Origin of the sequence: Mesorhizobium sp. M1307, assembly GCF_040318155.1 — a bacterium.
GTDB lineage: Bacteria > Pseudomonadota > Alphaproteobacteria > Rhizobiales > Rhizobiaceae > Mesorhizobium.
Window position 1 is genome coordinate 63,781 of the sequence record NZ_JAMYLR010000012.1, and the last position, 15,915, is coordinate 79,695.

At 62.5% G+C, this 15,915-nt stretch carries 13 protein-coding genes; 3 read left to right on the plus strand and 10 right to left on the minus strand.

The window, feature by feature from the left end:
- Window positions 1-56 precede the first annotated feature (56 nt).
- From ygfZ to NKH16_RS16430, 3 genes are all read left to right on the plus strand, one after another.
- A complete protein-coding gene (ygfZ, locus tag NKH16_RS16420) occupies window positions 57-917 on the plus strand; it encodes a CAF17-like 4Fe-4S cluster assembly/insertion protein YgfZ (RefSeq protein WP_352743296.1) in 861 nt (286 codons plus the stop codon).
- A complete protein-coding gene (locus NKH16_RS16425; protein WP_352448990.1) occupies window positions 917-1,549 on the plus strand; it encodes a YfbR-like 5'-deoxynucleotidase in 633 nt (210 codons plus the stop codon). The genes ygfZ and NKH16_RS16425 overlap by 1 nt, the downstream gene beginning before the upstream one ends.
- 64 nt (window positions 1,550-1,613) lie before the next feature.
- Entirely contained in the window at window positions 1,614-3,752 is a 2,139-nt protein-coding gene (locus NKH16_RS16430; protein WP_352900430.1) for a putative bifunctional diguanylate cyclase/phosphodiesterase, read from the plus strand.
- A 129-nt stretch (window positions 3,753-3,881) separates the two neighbouring features.
- Here NKH16_RS16430 and NKH16_RS16435 read toward each other — a convergent pair whose 3' ends face one another.
- The 10 genes from NKH16_RS16435 to NKH16_RS16480 all read right to left on the minus strand — a co-directional run bounded on the left by NKH16_RS16435 (window position 3,882) and on the right by NKH16_RS16480 (window position 15,792).
- A complete protein-coding gene (locus tag NKH16_RS16435) occupies window positions 3,882-4,154 on the minus strand; it encodes a DUF3303 domain-containing protein (RefSeq protein ID WP_023719871.1) in 273 nt (90 codons plus the stop codon).
- A gap of 22 nt (window positions 4,155-4,176) precedes the next feature.
- Window positions 4,177-5,640, minus strand: a complete 1,464-nt coding sequence (locus NKH16_RS16440; RefSeq protein WP_352900433.1) for a RimK family ATP-grasp domain-containing protein — start codon at window positions 5,638-5,640, stop codon at window positions 4,177-4,179.
- Window positions 5,637-6,743 carry a peptidase C39 family protein gene (locus NKH16_RS16445; protein ID WP_352471055.1) on the minus strand — a complete coding sequence of 369 codons (1,107 nt, stop codon included), beginning with the start codon at window positions 6,741-6,743 and terminating at the stop codon, window positions 5,637-5,639. The genes NKH16_RS16440 and NKH16_RS16445 overlap by 4 nt, the downstream gene beginning before the upstream one ends.
- 209 nt (window positions 6,744-6,952) lie before the next feature.
- A complete protein-coding gene (locus tag NKH16_RS16450; RefSeq protein ID WP_352900437.1) occupies window positions 6,953-7,744 on the minus strand; it encodes an anti-sigma factor family protein in 792 nt (263 codons plus the stop codon).
- A complete protein-coding gene (locus NKH16_RS16455; RefSeq protein WP_352900440.1) occupies window positions 7,741-8,259 on the minus strand; it encodes a sigma-70 family RNA polymerase sigma factor in 519 nt (172 codons plus the stop codon). The genes NKH16_RS16450 and NKH16_RS16455 overlap by 4 nt, the downstream gene beginning before the upstream one ends.
- A gap of 1,419 nt (window positions 8,260-9,678) precedes the next feature.
- A complete protein-coding gene (locus tag NKH16_RS16460; protein ID WP_352900443.1) occupies window positions 9,679-12,378 on the minus strand; it encodes a DUF2339 domain-containing protein in 2,700 nt (899 codons plus the stop codon).
- Between the two features lie 84 nt (window positions 12,379-12,462).
- A complete protein-coding gene (locus NKH16_RS16465; RefSeq protein ID WP_352448998.1) occupies window positions 12,463-12,738 on the minus strand; it encodes a PaaI family thioesterase in 276 nt (91 codons plus the stop codon).
- Window positions 12,735-13,523: a DNA repair protein RecO gene (gene recO / locus NKH16_RS16470; protein ID WP_352900446.1), complete on the minus strand. Its 789-nt coding sequence runs from the start codon at window positions 13,521-13,523 to the stop codon at window positions 12,735-12,737. Before recO ends, NKH16_RS16465 begins: the two co-directional genes overlap by 4 nt.
- 116 nt (window positions 13,524-13,639) lie before the next feature.
- A complete protein-coding gene (locus NKH16_RS16475; protein WP_352745035.1) occupies window positions 13,640-14,728 on the minus strand; it encodes a porin in 1,089 nt (362 codons plus the stop codon).
- 359 nt (window positions 14,729-15,087) lie between these two features.
- Window positions 15,088-15,792, minus strand: coding sequence for an antitoxin Xre/MbcA/ParS-like domain-containing protein (locus NKH16_RS16480; protein WP_352745038.1), 705 nt, complete (start codon window positions 15,790-15,792; stop codon window positions 15,088-15,090).
- Window positions 15,793-15,915 lie beyond the last annotated feature (123 nt).

Consider the following 15,915-nt stretch of genomic DNA (forward strand, 5'->3'; position numbering starts at 1 on the left):
GTCAGCGGCTTACGTAATGGCCGATAGTTTTGCAAGATCAGGCTCGTTTTCCTACCATGCCCTTTGCCTCGCTCAGAGATCGCGCACTCGTTTCCGTGTCCGGGCCGGATGCCGAGCACTTTTTACAGAACATCCTGACCACCGACCTCGACGTGCTCGGCAGCAGCGAAGCAAAGCCCGGCGCGCTGCTAACGCCGCAAGGCAAGATCCTTTTCGACTTCCTGATCTCGCGCGCCGGCGAAAATGCTTTCCGACTTGAATGCCGTACCGAGACCGCCGATGATTTCATGCGACGGCTGACGCTCTACAAATTGCGCGCCAAAGTCGAAATTGCCAAGCTGGATCAGCCGGTTGTGGCCGTCGCATGGGGAAGCGATTCAACCACTTCGCAATTTGAATCAGCACCGTTTGCTGATGCGCGGTTTGTCGATACTGCCGTCAAGCGCTTCTACGATCACACCGCAGATGGCGGCGACCTTGCCGCATGGCAAGCCTTTCGCATCGCCCATGGCATTGCCGAAAGCGGTGCGGACTACCAGCTCGGCGACGCTTTTCCGCATGACGTGCTGCTCGACGAGATCGGCGGTGTCGGCTTCAAGAAAGGCTGCTACGTCGGCCAGGAGGTCGTCTCGCGCATGCAGCATCGCGGCACTGCCAGGCGTCGGGTGTTGATTGTCTCGGCCGAACGCACCCTGCCCACTTCGCGCGCAGAGTTGACCGTGGAGGGGCGACCGGTCGGCACGCTTGGCTCGACCGCGGCCAGGACAGGCCTTGCCATTGCCCGCATCGACCGGGTCAAGGCAGCGCTCGACGCCGGCCTGCCGGTCCTGGCGGAGGACGTCGCCGTGTCGCTCGCTATCCCGTCCTGGGCGAAATTCAGCTTTCCGCAGGAAGCCATCGGCGCGGAGGATGCCTGATGGCTGCCGATCGCGCCGGGGCGCCGCCGCGCGCCTGGCAGCGCATGCTGTCCGGCCGACGGCTCGATCTGCTCGATCCCTCGCCGCTCGACATCGAGATCTCCGATATTGCCCATGGCCTTGCCCGCGTCGCACGCTGGAACGGCCAGACCAGAGGCGAGCACGCCTTTTCTGTCGCCCAGCATTCGCTGCTGGTCGAAACGCTTGTCGGCGAGCTGATGCCGGATGCCGACGCCGACGCGCGGTTGGCGGCGCTGCTGCACGACGCGCCGGAATATGTCATCGGCGACATGATCTCGCCGTTCAAATCCGTGATGGGCGGCAGCTACAGAGATTGCGAGATCAGGCTGCAGCGCGCCATCCATCTGCGCTTTTCACTGCCGGCCGAACTCGACGCGGGACTGCGCAAGGAGATCAAGCGAGCGGATCAGATCGCCGCTTATTTCGAAGCAACGCTGCTTGCGGGTTTTTCGACGGCAGAGGCGACGGAGTTCTTCGGGCGGCCGCGCGGCTTCAACGCCGAGCGCTTCGACGTCACGCCGCGCTCGGTGACTTGGGCGCAGAATGCCTTTCTCAAACGCTTTGCGACGATCGAAAAGTCGCGACGCCAGACTGCCGTTCCAGCCGGCTGAAAACGGTAAATTAACCGGCAGGGACAACAGTGCCATGGTTAACCATGGTCCATAGGCTTGCCTCATGCCCGTCGCCGGTATCAAGGCTGGTTCGTCCGTCCGCCGACGGAGGGCCAAAGGCGTTGGTCAGCCGCAACCTATTGAAGACGAGCTACGCGAACAGAACGAGCGTTTTTCGGCAGCGGTCGAGAACATGTCGCATGGCCTGTGCATGTTCGATGCCGATGAACGGATGATCATCTGCAACAGGAACTACATCAGCATCTTTCGCCTCGACGCCGAAGTGGTGCGGCCCGGCATCCGGTTTTTCGACATCCTCCAGCACAGCGTGGATATCGGCATCGCCTCGCAAAGCGCTGAGCAACTCTATGCCATCCGCAAGCCCTATATCGACCAGGCAAAACCTTCCACCTATGAGGAAACGCTTGCAGACGGGCGTATCGTCAACATTTCGCACCGGCCGCTGGCGTCAGGCGGTTGGGTATCGATCTACGAGGACATCACCGACCAACGGCGCGCCGAGCAGGAGTTGAAGGAGCAGCACCGCCGTTTCGACGCGGCACTTGCCAACATGTCGCAAGGCCTTTTGATGTACGATGCGGATGGCAAGCTGATCGTGCGCAACGAACGTTTCCTGGAACTTTATCATGTCAGGCCGGCCGACTTCCCGCTTGGCATGAGTCATCATGATGCGTTCAAGCGGCTGCTGGAACTGGGCATTTATACAAAGCTCGACCCCGACAGCGAAATCTCGCAAATCGAAGCCTGCCTGCGGGCGGGGAAAACACACGTAACGCATCGCCATCTCGCTGACGGCAGAACGCTGCTGGTTGCGCGGCGGCCGATGAGCGGCGGCGGCTGGGTCGCGACGTTCGACGACGTCACCGAGCGCAGGCGTGTGGAAGAGCGCATGACCCATCTTGCGCACCACGACACACTGACCAACCTGCCCAATCGCTCGATGCTTCGCGAACGGCTCGACCAAGCCCTGAGCGACACGAGAGACGGATCGCTGGCGATATTCTCGCTCGACCTCGATCACTTCAAGGCGGTCAACGACACTTGGGGCCATCCTTCCGGCGACTGGCTGCTGAAATGCGTGGCCGAACGGCTGCAACGGTGCCTGCGCAATGAAACGGACGTTGTCTCCCGCTTCGGCGGCGACGAATTCGTCATCATCCAGTTCAATCTCAAAAGCCCGGGCGACGCGGAAAAGCTGGCCAAACGCATCGTCGAGATCATCGGAAAGCCGTTTCGCGACAAAAGACACGACATGCGTGTCGGCATCAGTCTCGGCATCGCGCTGTTTCCGAATGACGGCAAGGACGCCGACACTTTGCTGAAAAATGCCGATATGGCGCTCTATCGGGCAAAGAGCGAAGGGCGCAACCTGTACCGCTTCTTCGAACCAGCCATGGACGCGATGGTGCGGGCACGCCGGGCGCTCGAAATCGATCTCAGGGCAGCGCTGTCGCGCCGGGAATTCGAGCTGGATTTCCAGCCGATCATGAACATCGCCTCCGGCGAAATCGTCGGTGCCGAAGCCTTGATGCGCTGGCGTTCGCCGGTGCGCGGCCTGGTACGGCCGGACGACTTCATTCCGGCCGCCGAGGAGACCGGGCTGATCGTGCCGCTTGGAGAATGGGCGCTGCGAAAAGCCTGCACGACCGCGGCAGGCTGGGCGGCTTGGCGCATCGCAGTCAATGTCTCCGCCGTGCAGATCAAAAGCGGTACCTTTGCCCGCAGCGTTATCTCGGCCCTGGCGTTCTCGGGCGTGCCGGCCAACCGGCTTGAACTGGAAATCACCGAAACCGTGCTGATGGACGAGAGCGATCTGGTGCTCAAGACACTCAGGCAGCTACGCGATCTGGGCGTCCGCATCGCGCTGGACGATTTCGGCACCGGCTATTCGTCGCTGGGCTACCTCAGGCGCTTTCCCGTCGACAAGATCAAGATCGATCGCTCTTTCACCCGTGACATCGACAGTCGCGATACCGCGGCGATCGTGCGCACCATCATCGGGCTTGGCGCACAGCTGGGCATCACCGTCACCGCCGAAGGGGTCGAGACCGACGCGCAGCTTGAATTCCTCCAAAAGGAGGGTTGTGTCGAGGCCCAGGGCTATTTGATCGGGGTGCCGTCAAAGGCGTCGGACATTAATCGGCTGCTGAAGTCGAGCGCGACGATCCGGCAGTCCGGCTAAGTGCGACAGTCTCGCGGAAGCGCGGGCAACCGGCTCAGATCTCCTTGAGATGACGCTCGATCCGCGTGTTAATTCCTTGATAGGAGAAGGCGGCATTCAGGTGTGGCGAACCAGGAGGTTCCCAACGGGTCAGAGATGTCCGCTCAATGCCTCCACCATATCCTTGTTCGTCGCCACGGGAACGATCTCGAATTCGACCAGATCCGCCCATTCGATGACCCACCGCTGCAGGAGCGTGACGTCATCGGCCTCCACCAGCAGGAAGCAGCGGCTCATATCCGCTGCGATCCAGCTGTGGTGCACGAGAAGCGCGTCCGGCTTCAGGCGGCCCTGGTCGCGGAAACGGCGGTAGATCTCCTTGCGGTCGCAGCCGCGAAAATCTTCGGTTACGAAGAACAGCATCTTTTTCCCCTCAGTTCGGATATTATCGCCCCGGCCGGTCCAGCCGCTCCAGGAACCACTGCGTCAGCCGCACCCAGACCTCGTCTTTTTCGCCGGAGTCCTCCCAGCCGTGGTCGAGGTTGGGGTTGTCGTTGACCTCGATGACGAAGACGCCGTCCCTGGTTTCCTTGAGGTCGACGCCGTAGAGGCCGTCGCCAATGCAGCGCGCCGCGCTCACCGCCGTCTCGACGACATGGGCCGGTGCTTCCTTCAGGGTGAAGGTCTTGATGCCGCCCTGGTCGGGCTTGCCGTTGGCCTTATGATTGACGATCTGCCAATGTTTCTTGGCCATCAGATAATGGACGGCGAACAAGGGCTGGCCGCCGAGGACACCGACGCGCCAGTCATATTCCGTCGGAATGAATTTTTGCGCGATCAGGAGGTCGGAATCCTCCAGCCATTCGGTTGCGAGCGTCTTCAACTCTTCGAAGGTGCCGCATTTCTTGACGCCGCGCGAAAACGAGGAGTCCGGGATCTTCAGCACCAGCGGGAAGCCCAGCGTCTGCGCCGCAAGTTCCAGATCCGAAGGGCCGGCTATCATCACCGTCGGCGGCACCGGTACCTTGTTGTAGGTCATCAGCTCGTTGAGATAGACCTTGTTGGTGCAGCGGATCATCGACAGCGGATCGTCGATGACCGGCATGCCTTCCTGCTGGGCGCGGCGGGCAAAGCGGTAGGTGTGGTTGGAGATCGAAGTGGTCTCGCGGATGAACAGCGCATCGTAGTTGGCGAGCTTGGCCAGATCCCGCTTGGTGATCGGCTCGATTTCGACGCCCATCTTTTCAGCGATCTTGGCCCAGTGGCGCAGCGACGAAATCTCCGACGGCGGCAGTTCCTCATGCGGATCGACCAGCGTTGCGAAAGTGTAGCGCGCCGGAGTGCGGCCCTTGGTGTCGCGCCACTCGCGGTTGGTGTAGGTCTCCAGGCACTGGAGAAAGTGCGTTTCCTCGTCCTCGGTCATCCTGGCCAGGGGATGGAAGCCAATCTTGCGGATCGAGGCCCATTCGGCGCTGTCCCTGATGTGGAGCTCGAGCGCCGGGGCACGGAACCAGTCGAACAGAAGTTTTGCGAAGCGGTCCCAGATCCTGGATGGTCCGATGCCGAAGAAGATGCAGACCTTCTGCGGGAAAGCGCCGCCCAGATCCTTGCGGCACTTGTTGAGTGCGAGTTCGAGTTCCGGCAACGCGTGCTCGTAGAGCTTGCGTTCTGACAGGTCGATCATCGTTTCGACCGTCGGGATGACCTTATGGCCGCGCGAACCGGCAAGCAGCGACGCGTAATAGCCGCGGCTCTGGTAGCCATAATTGTTCGACAGGTTGATGACCTTCGGCCGCTGACCGCGAAACAGTGCCGGATGGGCAAGGTAGTCGCGATTGGTGATGATCTTGTGCGGCGTCGCCACCTGGTCGAGATCGTTCTGCCGGCCGGTAAGGATGACCCAGGTCATTGGCTGTCGCGCTTTCCGAGAGTGATGGCGGCGCGCAATCCGTCGCGGCCGAATTGCGCCATGTTCATGAAGATGCCGTAAGGCACGGGAATGTTGGCAGCATCGAGGATCGTCTCCTGCCGCTCGTCCTCGACCCAGGGGTCGTGGATCAGGATATGATCGCCGTCGTCACCGATGGCCAATACCCAGTGCGGAACCTTCTTGCCGAACATCAGGAAGCCGCTGATCAGGACCAGCACCAGTTTTCCCTCTGCGATCGCGGTGCGAATGTCGTCAAGCCCGAATGAACGGTAATTCACCGGGATGCCGTAAAGTTCCGCGCGGCGGCGAAAGTCGACCTGCGCCAGCTCCATCACCCGGCGCTTGTCCTCGCTGCGCACCGACTGCAGGAACAGCGCGCCGTAGAAGGAGACATAGATCTCAGCAGCAAGACCGCTCTCATAACCGGCGACGGCCAGCCCGAACGGTTCGCAGCCGCCCGGCCCCGACATCATGAAAACGGTCGTCGCCTCACGCCACAGCCTGATTTCCATCACCGGATCCGGCACGAATCCGGGGTCGAAGTTAGCCATCGCCATCATCAGGCAGCATGGTCCGCAGGTGAATTCGCAAGTCTGCTGATAAAACGGCACTTCGGTGGCGACCGGAATGTCGCCGCGCAAGGTCTTTTCATAGCGCAGCGCCGTGGCGCCATCCTCGTAGTAGTCCGGTTCACGACCGATCTTGCGGTAGCCGCTCTGCTCGTAGATCTGGATGGCGCGCGGGTTGTCCTCGCGGACTTCCAAACGAAGCATCATGCGGCCATGCTCGAAAGCGGCGGCTTCAGCCTGTTCCAGCAGCAGGCGGCCAACGCCGCGGCCGCCGAAAAATGGACCGACGGCGATCGAATAGAGTCGTGCGACGCCGCTGCCCTTGCGAAACAGCACGACCGCATAGCCGGCGACGTGGCCATCGTTCTCGCCAACCAGCAGTTCGGCGGTGTCGCGTTCGATCAGTTGGCGAAAAGAGCGGCGAGAAATGCGGTCGCTCGAGAAAACAGCTTTTTCGATGGCGGCGAGGTCATCGACGTCGGACGCGCGGGCCTTGCGAATCTCGGCAGGCATGCGGGCTCAGAAAACCTCGATTGGGTTGTGGAAACTGCCCTAGTCTAAACATCGGTCACACCAGCCGAAGTGCCAGCATTCAGCAAGCGCTATCGCACCTCGATTAGGGCCGAATTGTGACAGTTTTCAAGGCAGGCAGGTCGCGCAAAGGCTTTGAAACGACCTTCGTGTTTCGGCATCGGCGCGGCTCCGGAAAAACGAGATCCTGCTCAGCTTTTCAAGCCCGCCAGAAGCTGGCCATAGGCGCTCTTGGCCACTGCGGCCAGCTGCTCGCGCGGCAGCGATCCGACGACGGCGCAGCCATAACCCTTGTCCAGCCAGTAGACGGCCTCAGGACCATCTTCCTCCCCATAGGTGCCCTTGGCCTTGGCCGCCGATTCGGCGATTACGAAGAGCGAAATGCGCTCGCCCTTGTCATCCTCGTAAAGCAGCATCGCGGCCTTGCCCTGGCCGGCAGGCAGCAGCCGGCCACCGACCAGTTGGAATCCCTGCGCCGCCAGATCCGGCGCGACCAGCTTCAAACCCACCTGGTTAGACAGCCAGCTCTGCAAATGATCCTTGTCGCTTGCCGGCACTTCCACAGCATGCCGCTTTTCAGCGGCATAGATGACGTGGGCGGCAATCGCCTCTTCGGCAAGTTGGTCTTCGGCCGTGTTTTCCAGGCCGAGGCGGCCGATGCCGACAAGGTAGCCGCCAGCGCCGCCAATCACCAGGATGGCGGCAGCGGCGGCCGCAAGCCACCAACGCGAGCGCGACGGCGACGCTCTGACCGCTGGCGCCTCGCCAAGCACCACCTTGCTCAGCCGCACCGGGACGGGTTCGTCCAGCACGCCGTTAAAGGCTGCGCGCAATGCTGCCCGGTCGGCGGCGTAGCGTGCGCTCTTGGCCTTCATCTCGGCATTGGCCTCGAGCCATGCCTCATAGGCCGTCCGCTCGTCGCCCGGCAACTCGCCATCGAGGGCCATGTGGATGTCGCGTTCGGAGAAATCGCGCCGGCTCATTTCTCGACGATCCTTATGGAGCGGCGGCGCGCGGTATCATCCAGCAGCGCGCGCAGTTCCTCACGCCCGCGCGCGATTCGCGACATCAAGGTGCCGGCGGGGACTCCAAGGATGTTGGCGGCTTCGGCATAGGAAAACCCTTCGATGGCGACCGTCACAAGTGCCGCCCGCCGGTCTGGGCTGATCGCCTGCAGAGCCTCGACGATCTCGCGCGAGGCGATGCTCTCGACCTGCTCGGCGGGTGCTGCCTGCGCCTCGCTCGCCTCGAGCGGCAGCATCGCTGCCTCGCCGCGCCGGTTCACCTTGCGCATCTGGTCGATGAATAAATGATGCATGATCGTAAACAGCCATCTCCTGGGGCTTTCTCCTGTCTGCCAATTGTCGAGCCGCACAAGTGCCCGCTCGAGACAATCCTGGACGAGATCGTCGGCGGAATCGCGGTCGCGCAACAGCGAGCGTGCATAGCGGCGCAGACGCGGTATTTCACCAAGGATTGCTGCCTTCTTTTCGTCCATGACCGCTGGTTCTGGAGCCCTGTCCGTGGTGATTGAACGCGCCTTCGCGGCGCGGCGCAAGCGGCCAGCGCGAAGCGGTCCGCCGCCCCGGTCACCCAAGCATCTGAATAACGCTGCCAGCGGCAGGTTTATTCCCGGCAGGATTGAGAGGCAAACAGAATCCCTCCCATCGCGAGCGACGCGACAAAGACCCGATATCCCGCCTTGGCACGTGCCGGAAGGCGCAGCGATCCAGAATCGAGCCGTCGAGTTCCTTCGCACACCCTCTGGCCTGCCGCCGCAAGGGGGGAGATTGGCGGTTTCGGCGACAGCGCCTTTTCTGCATCCCTGGAAAATTGGCGAAGGCAGTAATAACAGCGATCTCCCCCCAAGTGGGGGAGATGTCCGGCAGGACAGAGGGGGGCACTGTCCAGGGCGCTGTCCCGCCGACATTGCCATCGGCAGATCACGCAACGTTTGATCGAAAGGAGCCAGAATCGGGATGGGTGAACCTTGCGGTTCCTCCCCTCCCACACTACCCAGCATACGGGTCCGTACAGGGCGGTTCGGCTGGTTATGTGGCTTTGGCAGGAGCCATGGCCGCCGGGCTTTCGGAAACGGCGTTCGCCGCACTGGCTTCGGTCCCTGCCCCGAGACGGTGCGGGCTTCACCCGCTCCCACTTCAGGCTTCAGGGAAGGCCAGCTCCAGCTGGATTTTCCGCCGCATGGCCAATGCGAGAACTCCGTCCTACTCGTCCTTCCAAACCGTTCGAGCCTTCGCCTCCGCGGCAAGCCCGGCGACTATTATGCCCTCTGCTGACTTCTGCACCGCGATCGGCGCGCCTCACGGCGGGCCCAGTCCGGAATCCCGGACACGGCACAGATCTCCCGAGGTAAGATCGACCGCCTTCCCCGCACACCCGCCAGATTTACCACCCCGGCCCTTGATGACCTTGGACTTCGCGGTCAGTTGCCCGCTCGTCCGGCCGGGTAGGCCTCATATCCGGTTCTTGTCCATCGGGTCGCGGTTTTGCTCCACACTTCCTTCAGACCCCGACTCACGACGACGCCCTTGTGCTTCGATAACCCTTCGCCGCCATCAGGCTGGGTAGAGGACTTGCACCTCCGAGCCGGTCGATCATGCTCGGCACACACAAAAAACCCGCCTCGGCGGGCGGGTCGTTGGAGCCAATTGGCACCATAACTAAATTAGTAGCATAGCTGCCGGCACAAAGCAAGAACAAAATACGTTGCGACCGGCAAAAAATGCGAATTCGCTTCGCCCTGTTCGCCTTTGAGGCCGCGTTCCTTCGCGCCCCCCTCTGCCCTGCCGGGCATCTCCCCCACAAGTGGGGAGATTGGCAGCTTCGGCGACAGCGCCTTTTCTGCATCCTTGGAAAATTGAGGAAGGCCGTGACTCCAGCGATCTCCCCTGATCCCTTAGGCCTCCCTCGCCCTTGTCAGCAGCCGCTGATAAAACAAGCCGATGCCGATGAGCACCGCGCCGAGGCCGATGAAGGACAGCGCCCGTAACACACCTTCCAGTTCGGACATGTCGAAGACGAAGACCTTGAGCACGGCGACCGAGATCAGCGCCGCCGACGCTATGCGCAGCACCTGCGACTTCAGCCAGACACCGGCGGTGAGCAGCACCACGCCGATGACCAGCCACAGTGCCGAATAGGTATAGGTCTCGAGCTGGCCGAGGCCGCTCCACAGGCCGATGAACTCACCCTTGAACAGCCTCCTGACCGACAGCGTCGCATAGGCGAAGGCGAGCACCGCCGCCATAACCGCCAGCATGGCCGCATACCATTTCGGCCGCTTGTCGCGGGTATAGAGCGCCAGTGCGCCTGCCGCAACCGCCGGCAAGAGGTAGGCGAGCAACAGAAGGTTGAACACCGGAATGCTGCCGGTCGATTCATCCGTCAGCAACGGGTTCAGCGCCAGAAAATGCTGGAGGACGATGAACGCGACCGAGACCACGCCCGCTGCAATCGAGCCGTAGCGCAGCACCGAGCTTGGCGAGCGCATGTCGATGGCGACCAGGATGGCACCGCCACCGATCGCGATCAGCGTGTAGATCGCCTGTTCGGCAAGCGTCGCAGCAGCGGTATCGATGACGCCGCCATGCATGGCATGGCGCACCAGCATGGCGACGGTGAGCAGGGCGAACAGCGCGGCGCCGGCCTCCATTGCGAGGCGCGGTCGGCCGTTGGTGGTTCGGGCAAGCTGCCAGGCAGCAAAACCGAAAGCGAGCGCCGGCACGCCATATCCAAGCAGCAGCCAGTTGAACACCGGCGTCTTCGACAGGAACTCGGCACCGACGATGGTCGGGTCGAAGGCAGCGCGGCCGAGCACTGCAATCACCGCGCCAACGGAAATCCAGCCAAGCACCGGATAGCTGCGCCAGCGCGTCGCCAGCGCCGGCACGACGGCGGCTGCTCCGAGCAGGATGGTTGTCCAGCCGGAACCAAAGGCCATGTGCAGCATCAGCAGGCCGGCAATCGCCGCCCCGCCGAGCGCGAAGGAGACGGCAGCGCCGCCGGTCAGCGGCGGCGCTTCGCCGCGCGCTATCCATTCGCCGCCGGCGACGAAGACGCCGACCAAAACGGCTGCGACCGCCGCATAAGCAAGGTCACGGTCGAGATTGCCGAAGGCAGACCAGAGCGCCAGCAGGATGACCAGTGGCGCGACAGCGCTCCAGGCCGCCCATGCGGCGGCGCGCAGCCAGCCAGCGGCCGCAAAACGGCGCGCCGCCCAAAAGCCGGCGCCGATGAAGACCAGGCCGAGCGCGATGCCGACCCTGAGCATCAAGGCATCGGACGCCACAACCGGCATGCCGTCGACGCCAAGAGCGCCACCCGAAAAATCAGAAGCGATCGTGGTCGGCGGAATGATGCCGAGATAGACCAGTACCGTCGCCAGCCCGGCGGCGTGCAGCAGTGCAAGCGCCCGCGGCCGGTAGAGCGCCACCGCCACCAGGGCTGCGACAAGGGCGGCCCCCGGCAATGCACCGCGGATGGCGGCGAAGGCCGGATCGACAAACAGGGCCAGCGCCGAAAGGCCGACAAAGAAGCCCGGCGCGATCGACGGCCAGTCGAAGCCGCTGCCGGCGACCGCTTCGTCGCGGCGGCCAAGCCAGACGAAGGCGAGCACGGCCAGTGTCACCCCGTCGATAAAGAGGATGACGGCAAGGTTCGCCCCCGGCGCGTCGGTCATGTAGAAGATGGTCCAGATGCCCGTGGCGACGAAGGCTGCGGCCATCAAAAGCCTCCAGTCGCGGATGCGGGCAATGACGCAGGTGGCGGCGAGCACGATCGCCAGATAGCCGAACAGCGCCCACGGATTGGGCGCCTGCGAGGCGACCAGCAGCGGCGTCACCATGGCACCGAGCAGACCGACGCCGGCCAGCGCCTGACCGTGGACCAGGCTTGCCGCGATCGTCGCCACCCCGATGGCGCCGAGCAGCGTGAAAGCGAGCGTCGGGCCGATGAAGCCGTAAACGCTGTACGCGGCGTAGACGGTACCGAACAGGATGAAAGCGCCGGCCGCCGTCAGGATCGCCGGGATATAGGCACCGGCGGCACCTTGCACCGGCACCCTGAAGCCGGTGCGCCGGATGAACTCGCCGCCGGCGACCAGCACCAGCCCGAGTGCCGCCGCCATGACAAGCCGCACGCGTGGCCCGAAAATGCCGGCCTCGATGGTGTAGCGGATCAGAAACAAGCCACCCAGCGCCAGCGCGATGCCGCCGACCCAGACCGCCCAGCGGGTACCGAGCGCCGTTTCGACGTCGGACTGGCGAGCTGCCTTCGCCGCTGCCGCCGGTTGCGCCGACTCCGGCGCGGACGGCGCCGTTGTTGTATCGGCATCGGCCTCTGTAGCTGACACGACCGCTGCGGTCCGTGGCGATACGGCCATGTCGGCTGCGGCCGCAAGCGGGATTGCGGCATCCGCCGGTTTGCTGTCGTTTGCAGCCGGTTCCTTGGCTTGCGGCGGCAGCGCAGGCGTGCCCGAAAGCACAAGGCTGCGCAAGGCGCCAAGCTCGCGCTCGATCAGGCCGATGCGGCTCTGCTGGCGTGAAATGATGACGAACAGCACGATGATGGCGACGAGGCCAATCAGGCTTTCAAACATGGCGGTTCCCCCAAACCAGGCCAGTTGTCACTGACATTCAATGTTCAGTGACATTCAAATGCGGCGGCCAAACGGCCGGTCCATTCAACGTGCCGCCAGATTGGCCGGAAAGATCGAGCATGTTTCGGTGCCGAAAGCCAGGAGCTTGCCGTTGGCGTCCTTCAGCGCCGCTTCCGAAACCGTCAGCGTGCGGCCCTTGTGCACCACTTTGCCGTCGCACACCACCTCGCCCGTCCTTGGCGTGATCGGCCGCGTCAAATTCACTTTGAACTCGGCCGTCGCATAGGCCTCGCCCACCTGCGAAATGGTGCCAAGGCCGAGCGGCGAAACGTTTTCGGGATCAGGTTCAACTTCGCTCATCTGGTGGTTTCCCCGGTGGCGGCTTCCCCGGCGCTTGCCTTGCCGGATTCACGGCCGGGTGAATGATGCCTGCGCAAGGCGGCGAGAAACCCGGCGCGGGCGCCGGGAGGCTCGATGCCGCGCGGTTCGTAGACATGGCGGGTCAAAAAGAAGCCGGTCAGCCGGAAGGCGTCCTCGATCGCCGCCGGATCGGCGCGCAGCCCGGAGCCGCGCTGCAGGAAGGCAGGCAGCGCCAGCATCTTGTCGCGCCACGGCGCGCCCGCCGCGCGCGACACGGCGCGGCCGGATTTCGGCGAGACATAGGCAAGGTCCTGCCTGGTGCCGGTCGCCGCACACTGGCTGAGATCGAGGCCGAAACCGAGTTCGTCGAGTACCAGCAGCTCGAAGCGGGCCACCAGCTCGCCGGCGGCATCGGCATCGTCGAGATGAGCGATCATCACCGCAAGCGTCTCGTAAAGGCCGCCATGGGCGTCACGCTCAGGCAGAAGACGCAAATGCGCGGCCATCGTCTGCAGGCCGTAGACGGCAACGGCGCTGTCCATCAGCCGGGCGGCGTTCATCTCGATAGCCTCGACCTGGAAGGTGCCGAGATGCTCGTCGAGCCGCGCCCGCCACAACAGGTCGACGCGATTGCCCGGCTGCAAGACCGGCTGCTGCTTGCGCGAACGGCCGCCGCGCACGAGACCGAGATGGCGGCCATGCGCGCACGTCATCACCTCGAGAATGGCGCTGGTTTCGCCATGCTTGCGGGTGCCGAGAATGATTCCCTCGTCGTGCCATTCCATGACGAGAGCTTGTCACCGGTTGGATGGCGAAATCAAGATGAGCGACTATCCGCCGCCAAACCAAAACGGCCCGTAGCGATACGCTACGGGCCGTTTTTTGCGAGATCGTCGTTTGATCAGAACGAGCGCTGGAAGCGGAAGATGCCGCCGATTGCGTCGGCATCGTCGGCATCGAAATTGTCGTAATAATCGACTTCGGCGGTGATCGTGTAACCAGGAACGAGGGTGTAGGCGACGTTGGCCGCAACGGCGAAGTCTTGGTCGTCGGTATAGGAGACCTGGGCGTTCAAAGAGGTCTTCTTGTTGACGGCATAGCTGCCGCCGCCCCAGACGGCAAAGTTGCCAGTCCACGGCTTGTAGAAGTTCTTCGCGACGTTGTCGTCGCTGCCGTAGCCCGCCATCACGAACAGGGTCAGGTCAGTAATCGGCTTGACGTCGAGGCGAACTTTGCCGGCCCATTCTTCCGACGTGCTGTTATAGGCGCCGACCGCGGCGATCGCACCCCAGTCGCCCTTGTATTTCACGCCGCCGACGACAAACGGAACGTAGCTGTCGATCGACTGGTCAGCGCCGGAGCCCGTTTCGACCGAGGCGACTGCCGTAAAGCCATTACCGCCGTCGAAATAGTAACTGATCAGGTTGGTGTCCTTGGTGCCGTAAGGAATGATAGTGTCCTGGACGACGCTGCCGGCGTAACCGATGAACGAATCATAGACAGTCTCATCCTTACCGACGCGGAAACCTCCAAGCTGGATCCAGGCGAAGTTCAGGGTAACCGCCTTGTTGTCCTGCACGCTGAAATCAACACCGCTCACGGTGTGTTTGGTGTTGCCGAAGTTGAAACGGGTCTCGGTATAGGTCTTCAACGTGCCTAGCTCGGTTTCCTGGCCGGTCCACGTCTTCAAATTGAAGCGGGCATTCTTGTTCCAGGTCTGCTGCTCGTCACCGTCCATAAGGTCATGTGTCGTCGCGCCATCGAAAACGCGGCCGGCGTCGCCGAAGCTGGCGTCATAGCGGACATAGCCGCCGATGCGCAGGCAGGTCTCGGTGCCGGGAATGTAGAAGTAGCCGGCGCCGTAGACGTCGCAGATCTTGACGTATTCGGCGGGTTCCGGCTCGGCGACCACAACAGCGTCGGCGGCGCGCGCACCGGAGACCGCGACGAATGCCGCGGCTGAGCCGAGAAGAAGGCTCTTGATATTCATTTTCTGACCTCTCCAGTCAAAGTTAAAAATGGCTTTGGTTTCATGGGTTGAACGGCTGAACGCCTCACCCACGTCGAAAAAGGCGCGCACCGCACCCCCTCCTCAGGCGGCGAACATACTCATCCGCATTCCAGTCTCAATGACGATTACAAAAATAATCAATGTTTGTATAACAGAATAAATCCATGTTGCACAAATATCACTTCATATTTGCTTCACATTTGCCCCGTCATAAACGAGACCCTGTCACAATTGTACAAAAATATACTTATGGCATTAGCCGGCAAGCCGATACGAATCCGACATACATTCCTTTTACGTGTTCTTTTTTGGATAGACTTCTAACGTTGGCAGCGAGATCAAGGCGACTTCGCCATCGCTGCGTTCTGTGCGGCAAGAACGACTTCCGCCACCAGATCCCGTTTGAGCATTTCAATGGGAGTACGTCCGGCGAGGCCGGGCGCGGGGCCGATCAGCCACGACCAGGCATGCCGTGGATCGGGCATCGCGGATAACACTTCCTTGATACCCGGCGCCGGCCTGCCGTCGATGAACTGGGCTAGGGGAAATACATGTTTGCGGCCACCGGTGCGCAACGCAACGACCGTGCCGCTCCGCTGCCAGCGATGCAGGGTCGAGCGCGATATGCCGAGATTTTGCTGCAGGAACGTCGACCCGGCGACCCGACCGGCCCAGTCCTCGACCCGCATCGAGTCGAGGTCGCCCGTTCCGGCCAGGCGTTGGATGTCTGCCCCTTGGCCTTCGTGCGCCGTCGACAGATGCGTCCGGGCACGGCGTTCCGCAGCTTCGGCTGCCAATATCCGCACGAAACGCGACGCCATGCCGGGTAATCTTTCCTGCATGGTGTCGATCGCACTGATGTCGGTCGGCGCAAGCAAAGCGACGGCGGCGGCAACGGCGCCGGCGACCCTGCCCGCTGCAACGACCGCATCGCTGTTCGTCACCTTGCCTTGCCGCGCCAGCACGCGCTCGATCTCAACAGCGACGGCGTTTGCAAACTCGATCTGACGGATGGGGTCGATGCGATTCCAAGTCCCGGTCATGTCCTGATCTGGCTGTTTGCCTGCCGGTTCCGGTTTGCTCGGAAGCGGGTCTTTCGCACAGCCTATAGGCAGGGTGTATGACGGAGAGACGACAAACGGTAACCATGCTCGATCGCAGTATCG

Bases quoted from the DNA above. Each gene is read 5' to 3' on its own strand.
- NKH16_RS16445 (WP_352471055.1), bottom strand. From the start codon at position 6,743: ATGCCTGCCGAGATTCGCAAGGCCCGCGCGTCCGACGTCGATGACCTC.
- NKH16_RS16435 (WP_023719871.1), bottom strand. From the start codon at position 4,154: ATGCTGTTCTTCGTAACCGAAGATTTTCGCGGCTGCGACCGCAAGGAG.
- recO (WP_352900446.1), bottom strand. From the start codon at position 13,523: ATGGAATGGCACGACGAGGGAATCATTCTCGGCACCCGCAAGCATGGC.
- NKH16_RS16440 (WP_352900433.1), bottom strand. From the start codon at position 5,640: ATGACCTGGGTCATCCTTACCGGCCGGCAGAACGATCTCGACCAGGTG.
- NKH16_RS16480 (WP_352745038.1), bottom strand. From the start codon at position 15,792: ATGACCGGGACTTGGAATCGCATCGACCCCATCCGTCAGATCGAGTTT.
- NKH16_RS16450 (WP_352900437.1), bottom strand. From the start codon at position 7,744: ATGAGCCGGCGCGATTTCTCCGAACGCGACATCCACATGGCCCTCGAT.
- NKH16_RS16455 (WP_352900440.1), bottom strand. From the start codon at position 8,259: ATGGACGAAAAGAAGGCAGCAATCCTTGGTGAAATACCGCGTCTGCGC.
- NKH16_RS16430 (WP_352900430.1), top strand. From the start codon at position 1,614: ATGCCCGTCGCCGGTATCAAGGCTGGTTCGTCCGTCCGCCGACGGAGG.
- NKH16_RS16425 (WP_352448990.1), top strand. From the start codon at position 917: ATGGCTGCCGATCGCGCCGGGGCGCCGCCGCGCGCCTGGCAGCGCATG.
- NKH16_RS16465 (WP_352448998.1), bottom strand. From the start codon at position 12,738: ATGAGCGAAGTTGAACCTGATCCCGAAAACGTTTCGCCGCTCGGCCTT.
- ygfZ (WP_352743296.1), top strand. From the start codon at position 57: ATGCCCTTTGCCTCGCTCAGAGATCGCGCACTCGTTTCCGTGTCCGGG.
- NKH16_RS16460 (WP_352900443.1), bottom strand. From the start codon at position 12,378: ATGTTTGAAAGCCTGATTGGCCTCGTCGCCATCATCGTGCTGTTCGTC.
- NKH16_RS16475 (WP_352745035.1), bottom strand. From the start codon at position 14,728: ATGAATATCAAGAGCCTTCTTCTCGGCTCAGCCGCGGCATTCGTCGCG.